Origin of the sequence: Catellatospora vulcania (genome assembly GCF_009720385.1) — a bacterium.
Lineage (GTDB): Bacteria > Actinomycetota > Actinomycetes > Mycobacteriales > Micromonosporaceae > Catellatospora > Catellatospora vulcania.
Window position 1 is genome coordinate 272,795 of record NZ_ML769301.1, and the last position, 16,882, is coordinate 289,676.

At 72.0% G+C, this 16,882-nt stretch carries 10 protein-coding genes and 1 pseudogene; 7 read left to right on the forward strand and 4 right to left on the reverse strand.

All coding sequences use genetic code 11. From position 1 onward, the window contains the following. Window positions 1–23: 23 nt before the first annotated feature. Both F6W97_RS01245 and F6W97_RS01250 read left to right on the forward strand, forming a co-directional pair. Entirely contained in the window at window positions 24–1,346 is a 1,323-nt protein-coding gene (locus F6W97_RS01245) for a PQQ-binding-like beta-propeller repeat protein (RefSeq protein WP_155368233.1), read from the forward strand. A 237-nt stretch (window positions 1,347–1,583) separates the two neighbouring features. Next, window positions 1,584–2,279, forward strand: a complete 696-nt coding sequence (locus F6W97_RS01250; RefSeq protein WP_230686306.1) for a M23 family metallopeptidase — start codon at window positions 1,584–1,586, stop codon at window positions 2,277–2,279. A 48-nt stretch (window positions 2,280–2,327) separates the two neighbouring features. Here F6W97_RS01250 and F6W97_RS01255 read toward each other — a convergent pair whose 3' ends face one another. Then, a complete protein-coding gene (locus F6W97_RS01255; protein ID WP_155368235.1) occupies window positions 2,328–5,759 on the reverse strand; it encodes a ThuA domain-containing protein in 3,432 nt (1,143 codons plus the stop codon). Window positions 5,760–6,044: 285 nt separating this feature from the next. Between F6W97_RS01255 and F6W97_RS01260 the strand changes: the two genes are divergently transcribed. The 4 genes and pseudogenes from F6W97_RS01260 to F6W97_RS01270 all read left to right on the forward strand — a co-directional run bounded on the left by F6W97_RS01260 (window position 6,045) and on the right by F6W97_RS01270 (window position 11,766). Beyond that, a complete protein-coding gene (locus tag F6W97_RS01260; protein WP_155368236.1) occupies window positions 6,045–8,486 on the forward strand; it encodes a PQQ-dependent sugar dehydrogenase in 2,442 nt (813 codons plus the stop codon). A 70-nt stretch (window positions 8,487–8,556) separates the two neighbouring features. Beyond that, window positions 8,557–9,021: pseudogene (locus tag F6W97_RS40380) on the forward strand (CBM35 domain-containing protein); the annotation flags it as partial. Window positions 9,022–9,033: 12 nt separating this feature from the next. Next, window positions 9,034–10,431 (forward strand): cellulase family glycosylhydrolase, encoded by a 1,398-nt coding sequence (locus F6W97_RS01265; protein WP_407924535.1) that lies wholly within the window; start codon window positions 9,034–9,036, stop codon window positions 10,429–10,431. Between the two features lie 174 nt (window positions 10,432–10,605). Further along, window positions 10,606–11,766 (forward strand): hypothetical protein, encoded by a 1,161-nt coding sequence (locus F6W97_RS01270; RefSeq protein ID WP_155368238.1) that lies wholly within the window; start codon window positions 10,606–10,608, stop codon window positions 11,764–11,766. A gap of 107 nt (window positions 11,767–11,873) precedes the next feature. On the opposite strand, the gene F6W97_RS01275 is transcribed toward F6W97_RS01270, so the two are convergent. From F6W97_RS01275 to F6W97_RS01285, 3 genes are read right to left on the reverse strand one after another with little or no spacing between them, the layout of a single operon-like run. After that, window positions 11,874–12,314, reverse strand: coding sequence for a hypothetical protein (locus F6W97_RS01275; RefSeq protein ID WP_155368239.1), 441 nt, complete (start codon window positions 12,312–12,314; stop codon window positions 11,874–11,876). Then, window positions 12,314–12,883, reverse strand: coding sequence for an RNA polymerase sigma factor (locus F6W97_RS01280; protein WP_155368240.1), 570 nt, complete (start codon window positions 12,881–12,883; stop codon window positions 12,314–12,316). Before F6W97_RS01280 ends, F6W97_RS01275 begins: the two co-directional genes overlap by 1 nt. Continuing rightward, entirely contained in the window at window positions 12,880–14,058 is a 1,179-nt protein-coding gene (locus F6W97_RS01285) for a S8 family peptidase (protein ID WP_155368241.1), read from the reverse strand. Before F6W97_RS01285 ends, F6W97_RS01280 begins: the two co-directional genes overlap by 4 nt. Window positions 14,059–14,211: 153 nt before the next feature. On the opposite strand from F6W97_RS01285, the gene F6W97_RS01290 reads away from it, so the two are divergent. Then, window positions 14,212–16,758 carry a CHAT domain-containing protein gene (locus tag F6W97_RS01290; protein WP_230686307.1) on the forward strand — a complete coding sequence of 849 codons (2,547 nt, stop codon included), beginning with the start codon at window positions 14,212–14,214 and terminating at the stop codon, window positions 16,756–16,758. The last annotated feature ends 124 nt before the right edge of the window (window positions 16,759–16,882 follow it).

The window sequence follows — 16,882 nt, forward strand, 5'->3', positions numbered from 1 at the left end:
AACGGTTGGGCTAATCTGCGCGCGTGGAACGGGAGATCATCGAACTGGGTGCGGGCTGGGCCCATCCGGAGCCCTACGCGGATCTGCCCAGGCCGGCCCGCCATTTCAGAGCGCTGGCCACTGCCGTCGCGCTGCTGCTGACCGGCGCGCTGGGTGCCGCGACGCCCGTGCCGCGGCCGCTCGCGGAGGTCGCCGTACTGGCGCTGGGCGGCGCCGACGGCGTGTTCAGCGGCACCGTCGATCCGGTGCGTGACCTGCTCGTGGTACGCGCCGACGGGGCGCTGTCGGCTTATGCGCTCGACGACGGCTCGCCGCGCTGGCGGTCGCCGTACCCGACGGGCCGCCACCGCGACCTCAGGGTCCCGCCGGAGGTGCCCGACGTGGCGCTGGTCGTCGAGGACTTCGAAAGTGGCGCCTCGTCCTCGACCGTCGTGGACCTGAACACCGGAGCCGTCCGCTGGAGCGTGTCCGAGTACGTCTGGTTCGTCGGCCGGTACGCGCTGGAGAGCCCGCCGTTCGTCGTCCACGGCTCGTTCGACGAGGCAGGCGGGGTGCCCACGTTCGACCCGGCGGAGATGACGGTGCGCGACCTGGACACCGGCCGGGTGCGGTGGGTCTTGCGGGGCACGCCGTTCGCCTCGGTCGACGAGACGACTCGGGAGGCGTGGTCGATCTCCGAGCAGGGTGACGTCACCGTGTACGACCTGCGCGACGGTCGTGTGCTCCGCACCGGCCGGGTCGCGTTCCCGCCCGGCGGGGTCGAGTCCGCTTCGGTGTACGGCGGGAAGGTCGTGCTGTCGGCACGCCTGCCCGACGGCTCATATCTGGAGGCGCGGTACGACAGCCGGACCCTGAGCCCGCTGCCGACGGTCCCCGAGCCGGTGCGGTTCACGTGCGGCGGCTACCTGTGCCAGGTCGGTGACGACAGCAGCGGCCGGCGTACGCCGCTGGCGGTGCTGGACCGCGACACCCTGGCGGTGCGTCACCGGCTGCCGGCCGATGTGGACGTGCTGCCGAGCGCGCAGGGGGCGATCACGGTCCGGCCGACGGGGTCGGCGCGGCTCGGCGTGCCCGCGGATCGTCTGATCGACCTGGCCGACGGCAGGACGCTGCGCGACCTGACCGGATGGGAGGTGCAGCTCGCGTTCGACGACAGCCGCGAGGCCCTGCTGATGCGGTCGGCCCGGGACGGCGTCCAGGTCGCCCGGATCGAGGACGGCGAGGTCCGGTTGCTGGGCACGCTGCCGGCCGGGTTGCAGCGCTGCTTCCACACCCGGCAGCGGATCGCCTGCGTGTACGACGGGAAGCGGCTCGGCCTCTGGAGCATCGCCCCGCGAACGTCCTGAGCGTGCCGAAGCTCCACCCGTTGCGGAGACGTACGTCACTTTTCGTGACGGCGGGCCCGGGCCGCAGACTGCCGCCGGGGCTGCGACATCGGCCGTTGTCGTTACAGTATGTGGCCGTACGGTGACCGGATCGGGTTTGGCGGCATCCCTGAGGCTGGTTACGTTGGTGGACGCCTCACATGGGTGACCCAGACTCCGGAGCCTTTCCGGAGACCAGACGACAGCTATGGAGTGTGCGTGACCTACCGGCCAGAGCTGCTGAAAGAGAGCGAACGCTACCGCGGTCGCCGCCGCGCACCGGTACCCTCGCGCCGCAGGTACGCCGCCGTGCTCGCGACCGCCGCGGTCGGCGCCGGGGCGGTGGCGCTCGGCACCGGGGCGGCCGTCGACGACGCCAAGACCGACGCCGTCGCCGGTGAGGTCGCCGCCTACGTGCAGTCCCCGGGCCTGGGGGCCCGTGCCGACGCCGCCGACCGTGCCAACCGTGCCGACGAGCGCACCGAGACCAAGGCGGCCGAGACCGCCGACGCCTGGGTGTTGCCGCTGCACGAGTACGAGCTGCGCACCCGCCACGGCGATGCGCGCCAGGGCATCGACCTGACCGGTCTGCCCGAGGGCACGCCCTTCGCGGCGGTGCACAAAGGCACCGTGGTGCAGGCCGGCTGGAACGGCGCGTTCGGCAACTCGGTCATCGTCGACCACGGCGACGGCGTGCAGACCGTGTACGCCCACGCCAGCCAGGTCCTGGTCAAGGTCGGCCAGCAGGTGGCGGCAGGCGACGAGCTCGCGCTGCTGGGCAACACCGGCCTGTCCCGCAGCCCGCACCTGCACCTGGAAGTGCACGTGGGCGGCGTGCCGCAGAACCCGCTGACCTGGTTCCAGCAGCGCGGCCTCGACTTCGACCTGGAGATCGAGTCGCTCTACGGGGTGTGATCCCCGTGCTGCCGGCGGCCCCGTCGCGAGGCCGCCGGCAGCTCCGGCTCAGTTCACGGTGATCACCACACTGCTGGAGTGGGTGGCGCCGACGCTGTCGGTCAGCGTCAGCCAGGCGGTGTAGACGCCCTTGCGGGTGTAGGCATGGCTGGCCGAAGCGGCGTGCACCGTGGCGGTGTTGTCGCCGAAGCGCCACTCGCGGTCCACGATCGTGCGCCCCGGCGGGGCCGTGGACGTGCTGTTGAAGGCGACGGTCAGCGGGCCCGTGCCGGTGGTGGGTGCGGCCGTGACCGTCAGCGTCGCACCGGTCTCGGCCTTCACGCCGCGGCCGTTGAAGCGCAGCCAGTCCAGCGCCATGATGTCGGGATCACCGGTCTGTCCGGACTTCACGAACTTGAGGTAGAGCGTGAAGGTGCCGCCCGGGTTGGTCAGCGCGACAGTCGGGGACACCACGGAGTCGTAGCTGCCGGTGACCGGGATGGTCGCCGTGCCCAGCAGCGGCCCGGTGGGGGAGCCGTTGCGGAACTCGATCGTGCCGCCGGTGCCCGCGGAGCTGGCTCCGACCACGACGCCGCTGATGTTCTGCAGGTTGACCGGGCCGATGTTGATCCAGTCTCCGTTGTCGAGGTCGCCGAGCCGGCGGCCCGCCTGCGCCGTCGCCCGGTCGAGCACGCTCACCCCGGAAGCCGCGTCGAAGTGCTCGGCCTCCATGCTGCGGGTCTGCAACTCCACCTGCACGGAGCCGACCAGCGCGGGCGCACCGGTCGCGCCGCCGTCGGTGTACTGGGCGCTGATCAGCGTGAACAGGTTGGTGCCCGGTCCGTGGCCGTCACCGCCGCCGGACTCGGTGACCAGCGTGCCGGAGCAGCCGACGTAGTTGTCCAGCGGGTGGGCGTGCGAGTCGTGGCCGAGCAGCGTCTGCACCACGACGCGGTTGCAGTCGATCGTGGTGTCCTCCGGGTCGGTGACCGTCACGGTGTACGGGATGCGGTCGCCGAACTCGAAGAAGCCGCCCTGGGGCACGTTGATGGTGACGACCGGGCGGGTGTTGCCGACGGTGATCTCGGTGCTGGCCACCGCGGTCAGCCCGCCCGCGCCGGTGACGGTCAGCCGGGCGTTGAACCGGCCCTTGGCGGTGTACGTGTACGACGGGTTGGCGGCGGTGGAGTCGGTGGTGCCGTTGCCGTCGAAGTCCCACGCGTAGCTGCTCGCCCCGGCCGATCCGGCGCTGGAGAAGGTGACGGCCAGCGGTGCGGGCCCGTTGTCCCTGCTCGCGGTGATCTTCGCGGTGGGCGGCACGCCGTTGGCCACGTAGTCGATCCGGTAGATGCCGGCCCCCTCGTTGGAGCCGCCGCGCCCGCTGCCCGACCCGGCCCCGAAGTCGATCACGTACAGCGATCCGTCGGGCCCGAACTCGGCCTCGAACGGCTGGATCCAGCTCATACCCGCGAAGATCCCGTTGATGGACTGCAGCGAGCCGACCGTGGTGGGTCCGAACCGCGGGTCGGTGAACGTCTGGGCGGTCTGGTGCAGCGACAGCGTCTTCCACCACTGCCGGGTCAGCTCGTAGACGATCCACTTGCCCTCGAAGTACTCCGGGAACTTCGAGATCCGCGGGTTGGCCGGGTCGTAGTCGTAGACGGGGCCGCTCATCGGGCCGCCGCCGCCCGTGCCGACTTCCGGGAACTGGGCCGAGGCGGAGTAGGCGTACCAGACCAGGGCGCTGCGCGCGGCGGGCAGGGTGGTCAGGCCGGTGTTGTTGGGCGAGTTGTTGACCGGGGCGGCGCAGTTGAACTTGGCCCCCGAGGTGCTGGTGGCGAAGTTGTAGTCGTTGAAGGCGATGTTGTTGCCGATGCAGTAGGGCCAGCCGTAGTTGCCGGCGCTGGTGACCCGGTTGAACTCGACGGTGCCCTCCGGGCCGCGGTTGGCGTTGGCCGCCGTCGCGTCGGGGCCGTAGTCGGCGACCAGGACGGCGTTGGTCGACGGCTCGACGGTGATCCGGAACGGGTTGCGGAAGCCCATCGCGTACACCTCGGCCCTGGTCTTGGCGGTGCCCGGCGCGAACAGGTTGCCCGCCGGAACGGTGTAGGTGCCGTCGGCCTGCGGGCGGATCCGCAGGATCTTGCCGCGCAGGTCGTTGGTGTTGCCCGAGGTGCCCTGGGCGTCGAACGCCCGCCGCCCGGCCCGCTCGTCGATCGGGGTGTATCCGCTGGACTCGAACGGGTCGGTGTTGTCGCCGATCGCCGCGTAGAGGTTCCCGTCGCGGCCCATCGCGATGGAGCCGCCCATGTGCGAGTTGGCGCGGGCCTCCCCGCGCAGCGTCGGGACGGTCAGCAGCCGCTTCTCCGAACTCAGCGCGATCGTGGATCCGGTGACGGTGAACCGGGACAGGTTGAGCTGGTTGAGGGTCTTGTCCGACCACAGCAGATACAGCCAGTTGTTGGTGGCGAAGTTGTTGTCCAGGGTCAGGCCGAGCAGCCCGTCGGACTGGCTGGTCTGGGCGGGGGTGTAGGCGAAGTCGACCAGGGTGGTGACCGCGAGGGTGGCCTGGTCGATGACCTTCACCGCGCCGGTGCGCTGGATGTAGAACACGCGCCGGTCGGGCGCGACGGCCAGCTCGAACGGGTCGGCCAGGTCGGCGTTGACCAGCGGCACGCGCTGGAACTGCCCGTTCTTGGTGGCGCTGCAGTCGCCGGCGACCGCGCCCGCGGCCCATTCGATGCCCCAGCGCAGGTGGTCGAGGAACAGCGCGTTGCTGAACGCGGAGCTGCTGTGCCCGCCGGCGGTGAACCAGGACCGGCCGCCGTCGTAGTTCTGGCACCACGAGTACGCGTGGTCGACGCCCTCGTCCAGGCCGGAGATGCCGTCACGGACCTTGATCTGGGCGAGCGTGTGCACCCGTCCGGTCGGATTGGTCTTCCAGTTGTACCACTCCTCGCTGTGCTCCCACAGCTCAGGAAGGTTGCGGGTGGACGGGTGCGCGCGGTCCAGCACCTTGATCCGTCCCGGGAACACTCCGCCGGTCGCGCTGAAGTCCGGGTGGTAGTCGAAGATCGTGCCGACCAGCCCGTCGTACCATGCCCAGTCGCGTTCGCTGGCCGAAGCGGCGTGCAGCCCGGCCCAGCCTCCGCCACCGCGGATGAAGTTCTGCAGCGCGAGCCGCTGGGCGGCGTTGAGCAGGTCGCCGGAGGCGGGCGTGGAGTTGGTGTTGTTGAAGACGAGCGCGTCGAACCGGGCCAGATTGGCGTCGGTGAACGCGGCGGCGTCGGTGGTCGCCTCGACCTCGAAGTTGTGTGCGGCCCCGAGCTGCTGCACGGCGGCGACACCGGCGGGGATCGAGTCGTGGTAGAAGTTCGTGATCTTGGAGAAGACCAGCACCCGGAAGCGGGGTGCGGCGGAGGCGGGGCCGGCGACCGAGGTCGACAGGACCAGGGCGGCGAGCGTGACGATGGCGGACAGGATGCTTCGACGGCGTCTCATGCGGGCACTCCCGTGAAGGGGGACGGACACGGAGGAAAGCGCTTGCTGGTCGCCGAAGGTGCACATCGTAGATTGGCGAACGCGAATGCGTCAACCGGTGTCGTGGCCGCCAGCAAGCATGCCATTTCGGACTGTTCGACTTGACCGCAGTCATGGCAGCCAATATGGTTCACGGTCTATAAGTTAACTTAACTAACACTCCTGGCCGGCCACGCGACGCGGTCCCACGCCCGAGCCCCCGGGACTCCGTCTCGCGGAGCCGACCGCCAGGGAACGGAGCCCCCGATGAACTCCCCGCCGATCAGGCGCATCGCCGTCCTCGCCGCCGCGATCTGCGTCGCCGCCACCATCGAGGTCGCAGGCGCCGCCCCGGCCGCAGCCGACACCGTCGGCCCGATCACCGGCGTCGCGTCCGGCAAGTGCATCGACATCCCGTCCGCGAGCACCGTCAACGGCACCCAGGTGCAGATCTACGCCTGCAACGCCTCGGCGGCCCAGACCTGGACCGTCGGCACCGACGGAACGATCCGCGCGCTGGGCGGCAAGTGCCTGGACGTCGCCGGCGGCGTCAACGCCAACGGCACCAAGGTGCAGATCTGGGACTGCTCGGCGACCAACCCCAACCAGCAGTGGACCTACAGCACCTCGGCCCGCACGCTGGTCAACCCCGTGACCGGCAAGTGCCTCGACGTGGTCAGCGGCAGCACCGCCGACGCGGCCAAGCTGCACCTCTGGACCTGCATCGCGGGCCTGGCCAGCCAGCAGTGGAACCTGACCACCGGGCCGCCGCCCGCGTTCACCGACTACCAGGCCGAGAGCGCGACCATCGCGCAGGGCGTCGTCGAGTCCAACCACGCCGGCTACACCGGCGCCGGTTTCGTCAACTACGACAACGTGACCGGGTCGTACGTGCAGTTCACCGTGACGGTGACCGCCGCCGGCAACTACCCGCTGACCCTGCGGTACGCCAACGGCACCACCATCGACCGGCCCATGGACATCACCGTCAACGGCAGCCCCGCCGCACCCGGCCTGTCCTTCCCCGGCACCGGCGCGTGGCCCACCTGGGCGGAGAAGACCGTCACCGCGAGCCTGCTCGCCGGGACCAACACCGTCCGGGCCGCCGCGACCACCGTCAACGGCGGGCCCAACCTGGACCGGCTGCGGGTCACCGCGCCGTCGGACAGCCAGCCGCCGACCGCGCCCGGCAGCCTGCGGGTGGTCGGCGAGGTCCGGCCCACCGGCGTCGACCTGGCCTGGAACGCCGCCACCGACAACGTCGGCGTGAGCCGCTACGTGGTCTACAACGGCGGCAACGTCGTCGCGGAGGTGGGCGGCAACATCCTCACCGCGACGCTGACCCTGCAGCCCAACACGTCGTACGTGTTCAGCGTGCTGGCCTACGACGCGGCGGGCAACCCGTCGCAGGGCAGCAACAACCTGGCGGTCACCACCCCGCCGAGCACCGACACCCAGCCGCCGACCACGCCGGCCAACCTGCGCACCACGGGTGTCACCGCCAGCACCGTGACGCTGGCCTGGAACGCCGCCACCGACAACGTCGGCGTGCGCGGCTACCGGGTCGCGCGCAACGGGACCCAGATCGCCGACGTGCCCGACCTGACCGCCTCCGACACCGGGCTGCTGCCCGCGACCACCTACCAGTACACGGTGCTGGCCTACGACGCCAACGGCAACACCTCGCCGGTCAGCCCGGTGCTGGCGGTGACCACGTCCACCCAGGCCGGTGGCGGCGACCCGGTCTTCGACCGCAACGTCAACACCCAGCTCGACCTGCCGTGGGGGATCGCGTTCCTGCCCGACGGCAGCGCGCTGGTCGCCGAGCGGGACCGGTTCGAGATCGTTCGGGTCACCCTGGCCGGGCAGAAGACCGTGGTCGGCACCATCACCGAGGCGGTCACCACCACCGGCGAGGGGGGGCTGCTCGGTCTGGCCGTCGGCCCGAACTTCGCCACCGACCACTGGGTGTACGCCTTCCACACCGCCGCCTCCGACAACCGCCTCGTCCGGTTCAAGTTCGAGAACGGCGCCATCGGCCCGCGCGAGGCGCTGGTCACCGGCATCGCCAAGAACCGGTTCCACAACGGCGGCCGGGTCAAGTTCGGGCCCGACGGCCACATCTACATCACCACCGGCGACGGCCAGGACAGCAGCCGCTCGCAGAACCTCAACTCGCTCAACGGCAAGATCCTGCGGGTCACCACCACCGGCGCGGCCGCGCCCGGCAACCCGTTCGGCACCCGGGTCTACAGCCTGGGCCACCGCAACCCGCAGGGCCTGGCCTGGGACTCCCAGGGCCGGCTGTGGTCGTCGGAGTTCGGCGACAACACCTGGGACGAACTCAACATCATCACCCCGGGGTCCAACTACGGCTGGCCGACCTGCGAAGGCACCTGCAGCAACCCGGCCTTCGTCAACCCGGTCCGGACGTGGAGCACCGCGTCCGCCTCGCCGAGCGGTCTCGAGATCGTCAACGACTGGATCTACATGGCCGCCGTACGCGGCACCCGGCTGTGGGTCATGCGGATCACCGGCGACACCACCGACACCCCGCGGGCCTTCTTCAACGGCTCCTGGGGCCGGCTGCGCACCGTCGTCAAGACCCCCGACGGCGGGCTCTGGCTCACCTCGACCAACAACGACATGAACGGCGGCACCCCGACCGTGCTCAACAACGTCATCGTGCGCCTGCGCTTCGCCTCCTGACCGGCGCGCGGGCCCGCCGGCACCTGCCCCGGGCCCGCGCTCCGGCCGAAGACCAGCAAGGAGTCCATGCATGAAGATCCTCAACAGGCCGTGGCGCGTCGCCGGCATCGCGTCACTGGTGACGCTGACGGCGCTCGCCGTCGGCGTGACCCTGCCGGCCTGGGCCGCGCCCACCCGGTACGAGGCCGAGTCGGCGACCATCGCGCAGGGCGTGGTGGAGTCCAACCACGCAGGCTTCTCCGGTTCCGGCTTCGTCAACACCGACAACGTGATCGGATCGGCCGTGCAGTGGTCGGTCAACCTGCCCAGCGCGGGCAACGCCACGCTGACCATCCGGTACGCCAACGGCAGCGGCGCCAACCGCCCCGCCGACATCATCGTCAACGGCACCGTGGTGGCCGCGGCGAGCGCCTTCAACGCCACCAGCGCGTGGACGACCTGGACGAACAAGTCCGTCACTGCGCTGCTGGCGGCTGGAGAAAACACGGTCCGGGTCGCCGCGACCACCGCCCTGGGCACCGCCAACCTGGACTACCTCGACGTCGAGGTGAACACCGCGCCGTCCGAGACGCTGCTGTCGCGTGGCAAACCGGCGACCGCGTCCTCCGTCGAGGACGCCACCCTGCCCGCGGGCAACGCCGTCGACGGCAGCACCACCACCCGCTGGGCCAGCGCGGCCGGCGTCGACCCGCAGTGGCTGCGCGTCGACCTGGGCGCTCCGTCGGCGATCACCCGCGTCGAGCTGAACTGGGAGGCGGCCTACGCGACCGGGTACCGGATCGAGGTCTCCGCCGACGGCTCGGCCTGGACCAGCGTCTTCAGCACCACCACCGGAAACGGCGGCACGGACTCGATCGCGGGGTTGAGCGCCAGCGGCCGCTACGTGCGGGTGTACGGCACGGCACGGGCCACCCAGTGGGGCTACTCGCTGTGGGAGTTCGACGTGTACGGCACCGGCCCGTCCGTGCCGCCCAGCCCGTCGGCCTCGCCCAGCCCGCCCACCGGCACGACGCCCGCGGCGATCAACGGGCAGCTGCGGGTCTGCGGCGTTAAGTTGTGCAACAAGTACAACCAGCCGATCCAGCTGCGCGGCATGTCGACCCACGGCATCCAGTGGTATCCGCAGTGCGTCAACGACGCCTCGCTCAACGCGCTGGCCACCGACTGGAACGCCGACGTGCTGCGGGTGTCGATGTACATCCAGGAGGACGGCTACGAGACCAACCCGCAGCTGTTCACCGACCGGGTGCACGGCTACATCGAGCAGGCCACCGCACGCGGCATGTACGTCATCGTCGACTGGCACATGCTCGACCCCGGCGACCCGAACTACAACCTGGCCCGCGCCCGCACCTTCTTCACCGCCATCGCGCAGCGGCACGCCGCCAAGACCAACATCCTGTACGAGGTCGCCAACGAGCCCAACGGCGTCGGCTGGCCCGCGATCAAGAGCTACGCCGAGCAGATCATCCCGACCATCCGGGCCGTCGACTCCGACGCCGTCGTGCTGGTCGGCACCCGGGCCTGGTCGTCGCTGGGCCTGTCCGACGGGGCCAGCGAGACCGAGGTGATCAACAACAAGGTCAACGCGACCAACATCATATACACGTTCCACTTCTACGCCGCGTCGCACGGCAGCAGCTACCTCAACGCGCTGTCCCGGGCGGCCGACCAGATCCCGATGTTCGTCACCGAGTTCGGCACCCAGGAGGCCTCCGGCGACGGCCCGAACAACTTCACCCAGGCGCAGGCGTACCTCGACCTGATGGCCGCCAAGAAGATCAGCTGGACGAACTGGAACTTCAGCGACGACTTCCGCACCGGGGCCGTGTTCACCACGGGCACCTGCGGCGCCGGCCCCTACACCGGGACCAGCCGGCTCAAGGCCGCCGGGGTCTGGGTGCGCGACCGCATCCGCACCGCCGACAACTTCCCGACCGGCTGACGGAGCCCGGCCCGGTGAAGGCGGGCCCGCACACCGCGCGGTGTGCGGGCCCGCGTTGTCAGCCCATCGGGTGGTGTCCGATGCCCGCCACCGCCGGTCGTATCAGGAACGCGCCGCCGCTCATCTGCTCGGGTACGCGGTCACCCGGACCGCGTACCGCACCGAGGAGGCGGCATGCAGCCCGACCCGACCCGCTGGGAACTCATCAAACAGCGCGCGCTGATGAAGTACCGGATCAACCTCAAGAAGCTCAACCTGCTCGTCGGCGTGCAGGTCAACGACCTCGACGAGGACTCTTTCACCAAACTCGCCAAGGACACCACCGGCACCGACTTCAACCTCGACAAGCCCGAACTGGCCCCGATCGCCATGTGCGACAAGGGCGGCGTCGGCATGGCGAAGCTGGCCGAAGCGTGCGAGGTCCAGTCGAACGCCAAGGACGGCTCCTACCGCCCCCGCCACCCGTACTTCGTCGGGTTCAGCTGGGTGCTGCGCCGCAAGGGGCGGCTGGGCAAGGAGCACGCGTACCTGAACCACACCTACGCGCAGCCGGTGCCGGAGGAGTTCCAGAAGGAGTTCGAGGACACCACGTCCTGGTCGCCGTTCTGGGGGATGCTGTCGATGTTCGCGCCGTCCGGCGGCCCGGTGCCCAGCCTGAAGCGGTTCCGCCCGTCGATCGGCGACCCGTTCGCCGACGGCGACGTCCTTGGCGAGCTGGAGGACCAGCGCAAGCTCATCGAGCACCGCGAGCAGATGATCGCCGCGAACACCCCGCCGCAGGGGCTGCTGCACCTCGGCAACGCGGTCATCGACTTCAGCCGGCCGTTCATCATCGAGACCCCGCTGTACATCCACCGGGGCGGGCTGGCCAGCACCACGCCCCAGCACCCGCTCGACGGCAACACGGGCTGGATCCAGTCGTACCACAAGGTCAACAAGACGGTGAGCTTCACCGCCGCGGCCGGCGGGCGCAACAACCTGCCGGGGATGGACGAGTTCAACCTCACCTGGGCCGGCAACGTGTTCGGCCTGATGCTGGTCAGCTTCGCGGCCGTCATGAAAGTCAACTCCGGCCGCAAGCGCAACCTGCTCAGCCTCACCGACGGCGTCAGCTACGGCGACGCCTACCACGCGTACGGCGAGAACCGGTTCCTCGGCGCCCGCCGCACGATGACCGCGGTCGCCGACATCGTCTCGGGGTTCGGAGCGCTGCTCCGGTCGGGTGCCGGCACGCACGTGGTCGAGAGCCCGGCCGAAGACGGCAGTATCGACCTGGAGCTGGTCGTCGAGGAGCCGACCGACGGCATCGGCAAGAGCGGCAAGTCGAACGAGTAGCAGCCGCGAACTGGCGGGCGGCCCCCGTGGAGCCGCCCGCCAGACCCGATCGAGACGATCGGGTCCCGGTGGGGCGGGCCGATGACCGCGGTCCGCCCCACCGGGATTCAGATCAGCGTCCAGGACGTCTGGACCGGTCCGCCCGCGACCGGCTGGCACAGCAGCCGCAGATGCCCGCGGGTGACGCAGGCGACCGAGAAGCGGCCCAGCGCGTCGGCCTCGACCCAGGTCGGGCCGTCGGCATGGTCGACGCGGACCCGGGCCGGCTGCGGAGGCACGAGCTGGCCGGTCAGCGCCGCGGTCAGCCCGCTCACCGCCACCTCGACCTCGATGGTCAGCTCACCTGCGGTGAAGGTGAACAGGTCCGGCAGGTCCTCGCCGCGTACCCCGGCCAGGTCGATCTGGCGTACCAGCTGCGCCAGCGCGGCGTCGGTGTCCCGCCAGGCCAGGCTCTCCTTGGCGAGGGCGACCAGGTGCGCGGGCACCGGGTCCATCCGGGTGGTCAGCCCGCGCAGCTCGGCGGGCAGGTCGTCGTCGTACGCGGTCATCAGGGGTTCAACCTCCGGCGTAACTGGTCGAGGCAGCGCGCACGGGTCGGGCCGATGCTGCCGACGGGGATGTCCAAGGCCGCGCTGACCTCGGCGTAACTGGGTGCGGGGTCCAGCAGCAGCAGGCGCAGCACCGACTGGCACTGGCCGGGCAGCCGCCCGAACGCCTGCCACAGCACGCCGTCGCGTTCACGGCGCAGCAGGTCGCTGTCCACCTCGGGTGCGGTGCGGTCGCGCGGTTCGAGGGTGAGCAGATCACCGACCGGCAGGTCGCGACCGGCCCGGCGCAGCACGGCGAGGGACTCCCGCCGGGCGGTGGTGGCCAGCCACGACCCCAGCCGCTCGGGTTCGCGGATCGCGCCCAGGTGCTCGACCAGCCGCAGCCAGGTCGCCTGGAAGACGTCGGCGGCGTCGGCCTGGCCCAGCCGGTGGCTGCGCGCCACCGACCAGACCAGGCCCGAATACCGTTCCACGATGGTGTTCCAGGCCCGCTGGTCGCCGTCGCCGGCCTGGCGCAGCAGCGCGGCGGTGTCCGATCCCGGCAGCGTGTCCGGTGGGGTCTGCGTCATGACAGCCCCGCGTATCCGCCGTAGGAGCGGTTCGCGGTGGTCAGCACGGCCTTGAGCGCGACCGACGTGGAGCCGGTGCGCGCGGTGTGCTCGGCGAGCAGCGCCACCACGTGCGGGGTCGCGAACGACGTGCCGCTCCACAGCGCCCAGCCGGTCGGGAACTGGTCGTGCTTGACGAACGTGCTGGTGATGTCGGCGCCGGGCGCGGTCACGGTGACCCACGGGCCGGCGTTGCTCCAGTCGCACAGGTCCTTGCCGTCGTGGGCGGCGACCGCGACGATCTGGTCGGCCCACGGCACGTCGGTCCCGGCGAACGCGGCGGGCCAGAACGGCCGGTCGCGCAGGCCGTCGTTGCCGGCCGCGGCGACCACGAGCCGGTCCCGTCCGCTCAGCAGCGCCGACAGCGCGGTGGCCAGGGCCAGCGGCGGCTGGTCGTCGAGGGTGTACCCGCCCAGCGACAGGTTGATCAGCTTCTCGTCGGTGAGCCGGGCGAACGAGGTGATCAGGTCGGCCTCGGTGCACAGGCCGAACGTGTCGAGCACCCGGATCGCCCGTACGTCGGCCTTGCCGGTGCGGGCGCCGATCACGCCGATGATGAAGTTGGCGTGCCCGACGTCGCCGTCCATCACGCCGTCGTCGTCGACGTCGGTGTCGACCTCGTAGTCGGCCGGGGCCGCGGTGTACGCGTGCGCGGGCAGCGGGCTGTCGCGCCACACCCCCGTGTCGATGACCGCGACGCCCACCTCCTTGCCGGGCTTTCGCGGGCCAGGCCGGTCGCCGGGCTTCGGGGCGGGCTGCGGCGGGCCGAACGGGCCGCCGTGCTCGAACGGAGTGGACACGAACACGTGATTGGGGCTGACGACGGTGCGCTCGTCGCCGTCCCGGGCGGCGGCCTCGCGGACCCGGCGGGCGGCGGTGGGCACGTCCAGCCCGTCGGCCCGCAGCCGCACCAGACCCGGGGCCAGCTCGGTCTCGTCGATGCCGCCGGTGTGCCCGAGGCCGCCGAGGACCCGCTCCGCGGACGCCCGGTGCTCGGACAGGACCAGCAGCTCGTTGCGGGTGTACCAGACCGGTTTGCGGTCGGCCCGGGTCTCCTGGCCCAGCCAGGGCAGCCCGGCCATCCGCCGGGCACGGCGGTCCTGCCAGCGGTGCAGGCGATCCTGCGGCATAGCCATCGTCGTTCCTCCGTCTCGTGTTGCGTCATGCAACAGAGTGCGGGGGACGGCCTGCTGATACATCCAGATGTGTCGCAACGGCGACACTACCCTCCGTGGTGATAGGACGGTTGTGGAAGAGTCGGCCAGCATGAACGCGTACTAGCGATGGTGATGGCCGACCCGCGCCGAGCCGGTGTGCTCGGCGAACGGCTGCTGGCCCGCGCCGAACGCGAACGCGATCCCGCCGGTGCGGCGGTGTCCCTGCGCATCCTCGGTCTCGCCGCACGTGAGCTGCAGGACCCGGCGCTGGCCGCGGCGCGGCTGCGCCGCTCGGTCGCGGTCGCGAGCCGGGCGCGGCTGGCGGAGCTGGCGGCGCAGTCGCGGATGAGCCTCGCGCTGGTGCTCAACGACCTCGGCCGCCCGAACGCCGCGCTGGCCGAGATCGGCCGGGCACTGTCCGCGCTGGACGGGCTGCCACTGGCCAGAGCCCGGATGCAGCACGGGATCCTGCTGCGCCGGCTGGGCCGCGACGAGCAGGCCCTCGCCGCGTACACGTCCGCGCTGGCCAGCTTCCGCCGCCACGACGACCGGCTGTGGCAGGCCAGGGCACTGACCAACCGGGGCGTGCTGCAGACGTACCGGGGCGCGTTCGCGCAGGCACGAGCCGACCTGGGGCGCGCCGAGCAGCTGTACCGCGAGCTTTCCCTGCCCGGCGCGGCGGCCCAGGCGCAGCACAACCTCGGGTTCGTCGCGGCCTCCAGCGGCGATATCGTCACTGCGCTGACCTGGTACGACAAGGCCGACGAGCACTTCCGGCGCAGTGGCGCGCGTCCCGCCGAGGCGCTGATCGACCGGGCCGAGCTGCTGCTGGCGGCCCGGCTGCTGCCCGAGGCGCACCAGGTCGCGCAGGAGGCCGTCGAGATCGCCGCCGCGGCGCGGCTCGGCACGCTGCTGCCGCAGGCCCGGCTGCTGCAGGCACAGACCGCCCTCGCGGCCGGTGACGCCGAAGCCGCTCGTGAACCGGCCCGGCTGGCCCGGCGCGCGTTCGGCCGCCAACACCGCGACAGGTGGGCGGTGCATGCCGAATACCTGCAGGCACGGGCCGCGCCGGGGCGACGTACGGCGCGGCTGCGGGCGCTGGCCGGCGCGCTGGACGCGGCCGGCTGGCCCGAGCAGGCCCTGGAGGCGCGGCTGTACGCGGCCGAAGGCGGCGACCCGGCCGCGCTCGCCGACCTCGCCGCCGTCGTCCCCGGACGGGGCACCGCCCGGCTGCGCATCCGCGCCTGCCACGCCCAGGCGCTCAGCCGCCTGCACCAAGGCGACCTGGCCGGGGCCCGGCGGGCACTGCGCGCCGGGCTGCGCCTGCTCGACCAGTACCGGGCCGCGCTCGGCGCGACCGAACTGCGGGTGCTCAGCTCCGCCGAGGGCGGCGACCTCGCCGCGCTCGGGGTGCGGCTGGCCCTGTCGCAGCGCTCCGCCCGGCAGGTCCTCACCTGGGCCGAACGCTGGCGCGCCGCGACGCTGCGGCTGCCCCCGAGCACCCCGCACGACGACCCCGACCTGGTACGCGAACTCGCCCAGCTGCGCCGGGTCACCGCCGAACTGGCCGGCGACTCCCTCGACGCGATCCGCCGCGCCCGGCCGCTGCAACGCCAACGCGCGCTGGAGGACGCGATCCGCCGCCGCACCTGGCGCGCCGATCCCGGCGCGTCGCCGGTGGACGCCCCGGGTTCGGTCGACGAGATCACCGCCGGGCTCGGCCCCCGCGCCCTGGTCGAACTCGTGGAGCAGGACGGGCGGCTGCTCGCCGTCGTCGTCGCGGGCGGGCGCGTCCGGCTGTGCCCGCTGCTCGACGCGGCCGCGCTCGGCCCCGAGATCGCCGCGCTGCGCTTCGCGATGCGCCGCCTCGTGCTGCGCTACGGCTCGCCGGCGTCGCTGGCCGCCGCCGAGGCCGCCGCCCGCCACGGCCTGCGCCAGCTCGACGACTGGCTGCTCAAACCGCTCACCGGCCTGACCGGGGACCGTGACCTGGTGGTGGTCCCGACCGGGGCGCTGCAGGCCCTGCCCTGGGCGGCCCTGCCGAGCTGCGCGGGACGGCCGGTCACCGTCGCGCCGTCGGCGACCGCCTGGGCCCGCGGCACCGCCAACCGCCGCGCCGACCTGGACGAGCGGTTCGTGCTGGTCGCCGCCGCCCGGCCCGACCACGCCATCGGCGAGGTGCAGGCCCTGGCCAAGCTCGCACCGGGCGCGCACCTGCTGGTCGGGCCACAGGCGACCGTCGCCGCGACGCTCGCCGCGATCGACGGGGCGCGGCGGGTGCACCTGGCCGCGCACGGCGGGTTCCGCGCCGACAACCCGCTCTTCTCCCACCTCGACCTCGCCGACGGGCCGCTGACCGTGCACGACCTGACCACCCTGCGCCGCGCCCCGGACCTGGTGGTGCTGTCGGCCTGCGACACCGGCCTGTCCGCGGTGCACCCCGGCGACGAACTGATGGGCCTGACCGCGGCCCTGCTCGGCGCGGGCGCGCGCACCCTGGTCGCCAGCACCGGACCGGTCGACGACGAGGCCACCCGCGAGCTGATGCTCGGGCTGCACGAGCGGTTGCGCGCCGGGCACGACCCCGCGACCGCGCTGGCCGCCGCACAGGCCGCGGCCCCGGTGGAACGCTGGGCGACCGCGTACAGCTTCAGCTGCTTCGGCTCCGGAGCCGCCTGACCTGCGTCGGAAATCAGCGCCCGCCGCGTCACGCAGCTGACAGCAGCGGATGTATCACCGCCCGTGACGGATCGCTCTTTCCTGCGATCGTGCCGCCCCGGCACGAGACGAGGCGGAGGTTCCG

Bases quoted from the DNA above. Each gene is read 5' to 3' on its own strand.
- F6W97_RS01255 (WP_155368235.1), bottom strand. From the start codon at position 5,759: ATGAGACGCCGTCGAAGCATCCTGTCCGCCATCGTCACGCTCGCCGCC.
- F6W97_RS01260 (WP_155368236.1), top strand. From the start codon at position 6,045: ATGAACTCCCCGCCGATCAGGCGCATCGCCGTCCTCGCCGCCGCGATC.
- F6W97_RS01270 (WP_155368238.1), top strand. From the start codon at position 10,606: ATGCAGCCCGACCCGACCCGCTGGGAACTCATCAAACAGCGCGCGCTG.
- F6W97_RS01275 (WP_155368239.1), bottom strand. From the start codon at position 12,314: ATGACCGCGTACGACGACGACCTGCCCGCCGAGCTGCGCGGGCTGACC.
- F6W97_RS01280 (WP_155368240.1), bottom strand. From the start codon at position 12,883: ATGACGCAGACCCCACCGGACACGCTGCCGGGATCGGACACCGCCGCG.
- F6W97_RS01285 (WP_155368241.1), bottom strand. From the start codon at position 14,058: ATGGCTATGCCGCAGGATCGCCTGCACCGCTGGCAGGACCGCCGTGCC.
- F6W97_RS01290 (WP_230686307.1), top strand. From the start codon at position 14,212: ATGGCCGACCCGCGCCGAGCCGGTGTGCTCGGCGAACGGCTGCTGGCC.